The sequence below is a fragment of the Arthrobacter sp. Hiyo1 genome (assembly GCF_001263615.2).
Classification (GTDB): Bacteria; Actinomycetota; Actinomycetes; order Actinomycetales; family Micrococcaceae; genus Arthrobacter.
Map to the genome: position 1 here is coordinate 926,402 of NZ_DF952468.1, position 3,295 is coordinate 929,696.

A 3,295-nucleotide genomic window follows, 5' to 3' on the forward strand; every position below is an offset into this window, starting at 1 on the left:
CGCACGGCGGAGCTCACGGCCGGAATCGGGCGAAAGCGATCGCTCCGAAACTCCCGCTAAAACCCACGGCAGTCCGTTCCTCGGCTGGCTCAGGGAAATCGGCACGGTGGTGGTCATCGCCATCGTATTGTCCTTCCTCATCAAGACTTTCCTGTTCCGTGCCTTCTTCATTCCTTCGGAGTCAATGGTCAACACCCTTGACGTTGACGACCGGATCTTCGTTAATCTGCTGGTCCCGCAACCTTTCGCGCTGGAGCGGGGCGACATCGTGGTCTTCAAGGACGCACAAGGTTGGCTGCCGCCCACGCAGAAGACGACTCCCGGACCCTTCAAATGGTTCCAGGACGGTCTCGTCTTCGTCGGACTGCTTCCGGACGAGACCAATCAGCACCTCGTCAAGCGCGTGATCGGCCTGCCGGGGGACAGGGTCTCCTGCTGCGACAGTTCAGCGCGGGTCAGCGTCAATGGCACGGTCCTCAACGAGAGCTACATCAATCCTGCCCAGGTCCCCATGGCAAAGTCTTTCGATGTAGTGGTCCCTGCGGGCAAAATTTGGGTTATGGGCGACAACCGCAACAACTCGGCCGACTCCCGCGAACACCAATCGGTCAATGGTGGTTTCATCGACATCGCCGACGTCGAAGGCAAAGCAACGGTTATTGCGTGGCCCATCAACCGGTGGCAGATCCTTGACAACCACTCCGAGGTCTTCCGCAACGTTCCTTCGCCGTCGCCCCAGAACACGGCTTCACCCACGGCTCCAGCGAGCAAGTGATGGTTCCCGCGGGAGCGCGAGCGGCAACGCCGGTTCGAACGCAGCGGAAACCCGCCGCGCGGACCAAACACGCTCCTGATTTTCCCACCCTGGACGTCGAACGGGGATTCCTGGCTCCAGGGGTCACGCTTCTGGCCGGAGTCGACGAAGTAGGCCGCGGAGCCCTCGCCGGACCGGTGTCGGTGGGGATCGCCGTCGTCGACCTCAGGGACCACGGCCTGCTCGCCGATGTCCGCGACAGCAAGCTTCTCAAGCCCGAGGACCGCGAGCGGTTGGAACCGCTGGTACGCGAATGGGCGGTTGGCGCCGCAGTGGGCCACGCAAGTTCAGTGGAGATCGATGCGCTGGGCATCGTGGGTGCCCTGCGCCTTGCCGGCACACGCGCCTGGTTCGAGATTCTCGCCTCGGGCGTGCATCCGGACCTGGTGCTCCTGGATGGGAGCCACAACTGGCTTTCTCCCCAGAACCAAGGTTCCTTGTTCGATACCGAGCCGTCCGGGCCCGCTTGCGAGGCGCCGGTGCACACCCGTGTGAAGGCGGACTTGAGCTGCCTCAGCGTGGCGGCCGCCAGCGTGCTGGCCAAGGTTGCCCGGGACCGCATCATGGTCGGGCTGCACGAGGAATATCCGGCCTTCGGCTGGAATGAGAACAAGGGCTACGCCACGTCCTTCCACCGCGACGCCATCAGATCGTTGGGTCCCACTCCGTACCACCGGACCAGCTGGAACCTGGTCTAGCCTTCGCTTTTCCTTGCCTTGGATGCCGCCGGCCCGGCCGTGGCGGCGCCTGCCCGCTCTATGGTGCAAGATGGATCTATGAGTGCCGAGGATCTTGAGAACTACGAAACCGACATGGAGCTGCAGCTCTACCGCGAATACCGCGACGTCGTTGGTTTGTTCAGCTACGTTGTCGAGACCGAACGGCGGTTCTATTTGGCGAACCACGTCGACCTGCAGGCCCGCAGCGCCGATGGCGAGGTCTATTTCGACCTGACGCTCCAGGACGCCTGGGTGTGGGACGTCTACCGTTCGGCCCGATTCGTGAAGAATGTCCGGGTCATTACGTTCAAGGACGTCAACGTCGAAGAACTTCCGCGCAGCGAGGAACTTTCCTTGCCGAAGGATGGCGATCTGGGGGATCTCGGCAACCTGGGCAATTAGCTAAGCCCGGCAACTTGTCCTCCACACCGTCTGACTGACGGAGTTTTCCCACATAGCCGAACTGCCCCCTGTCTTTGACTTCTCCGCGCCTCCAGGCTGGAAGCGGAGGTGGTCATGAAAGCCAAAGACGTGTTGGGACAGCGCGGTGAAACGCTGGCCGTAGCTTTCCTTGAAACCCAGGGAATGCGGATTGTGGACCGCAATTGGAGATGCTCCGACGGCGAGATCGACATCGTGGCGCTCGACGGCGACACCTTGGTGATCGCAGAGGTCAAAACCCGGAAGAACCTGGCCTATGGGCATCCTTTCGAAGCGGTCGGCGCGGCCAAACTCGCCCGGCTCCACCGCCTGGCCGGGTCATGGTGCCGTGACCACGAGGTGCGCGCCGTGCTCCGCCGGGTGGACGTCGTGGGAATCATCGACGACGGGGTGGGCGAGCCCCAGCTCGAACACCTCAGGGGCGTGGGCTAGATGGGAGTCGGCCGAAGCTACTCCGTGGCGCTGTTGGGCCTGAACGGCTACATCGTGGAGGTCGAGGCAGATATCGGCCAAACCCTCCCCAATTTCGTGATCCTGGGGCTGCCGGATGCCTCCCTGAACGAAGCCAAGGAACGCATCCGCTCCGCGGCACAGAACTCAGGCATCCCGCTGAGTCGTCGAAAGATCACCGCAAACCTGATTCCGGCCTCCCTGCCGAAGCGTGGCTCGGGTTTCGACCTCGCGATCACCATGGCAGTATTGCGCGCCGCGGGCGATATCCGTTCCACAGAAGACACAGTCTTCATCTCCGAGTTGGGACTGGATGGCAGGTTGAGGCCCGTTCGCGGCATCTTGCCGGCGGTCATGGCGGCTGTTCAAGCAGGCCACCCCAAGATTGTTGTGGCCCACGCCAACGTCGCCGAGGCCGAGTTGGTACCCGGGGCGGTGGTCCGTGGCTACAAGACCCTGGCTCGTCTTGCGTTTGATTTCGGGGCCAACCCGCAGGACCTGGCCCTCGATTACGACCCGGCCGACGGCGAGGTCGCAGGGGATCAGGACGCCGCTGCCGCTGTTGTTCCGGATCTTTGTGATGTCTCGGGGCAGGGCGATGCCCGCCGCGCCTTGGAGGTTGCGGCAGCCGGGGCACATCATGTGCTGCTTTGCGGTCCGCCCGGTGCCGGCAAGACGATGCTTGCCGAGCGGCTCCCGGGACTCTTGCCTGATTTGGGGGACCGGGAAGCCATGGAGGTCACGGCGATCCATTCGCTTTCGGCTGTCCATGTTGATTCGGTACGGCTGTTGCGCCGGCCGCCCTTTGAGAATCCCCATCACAGCGCCACCGCGGCAGCGATCATCGGCGGCGGTTCCGGCCTGCCGCGGC

Annotated in this window: 5 protein-coding genes; all 5 read left to right on the forward strand. The window is 63.2% G+C overall.

Annotation, left to right across the window (positions count from 1 at the left end):
• The coding region (lepB, locus tag AHiyo1_RS04015) for a signal peptidase I (RefSeq protein WP_059387676.1) at positions 1 to 775 on the forward strand (775 nt) is incomplete at its 5' end.
• A complete protein-coding gene (locus AHiyo1_RS04020; RefSeq protein WP_059387677.1) occupies positions 775 to 1,512 on the forward strand; it encodes a ribonuclease HII in 738 nt (245 codons plus the stop codon). The genes lepB and AHiyo1_RS04020, both read left to right, overlap by 1 nt.
• Positions 1,513 to 1,590: 78 nt before the next feature.
• Positions 1,591 to 1,935 carry a DUF2469 domain-containing protein gene (locus tag AHiyo1_RS04025; protein ID WP_059387678.1) on the forward strand — a complete coding sequence of 115 codons (345 nt, stop codon included), beginning with the start codon at positions 1,591 to 1,593 and terminating at the stop codon, positions 1,933 to 1,935.
• A gap of 114 nt (positions 1,936 to 2,049) precedes the next feature.
• Positions 2,050 to 2,406 (forward strand): YraN family protein, encoded by a 357-nt coding sequence (locus AHiyo1_RS04030; RefSeq protein WP_059387679.1) that lies wholly within the window; start codon positions 2,050 to 2,052, stop codon positions 2,404 to 2,406.
• The coding region (locus tag AHiyo1_RS04035) for a magnesium chelatase domain-containing protein (protein ID WP_148667434.1) at positions 2,407 to 3,295 on the forward strand (889 nt) is incomplete at its 3' end.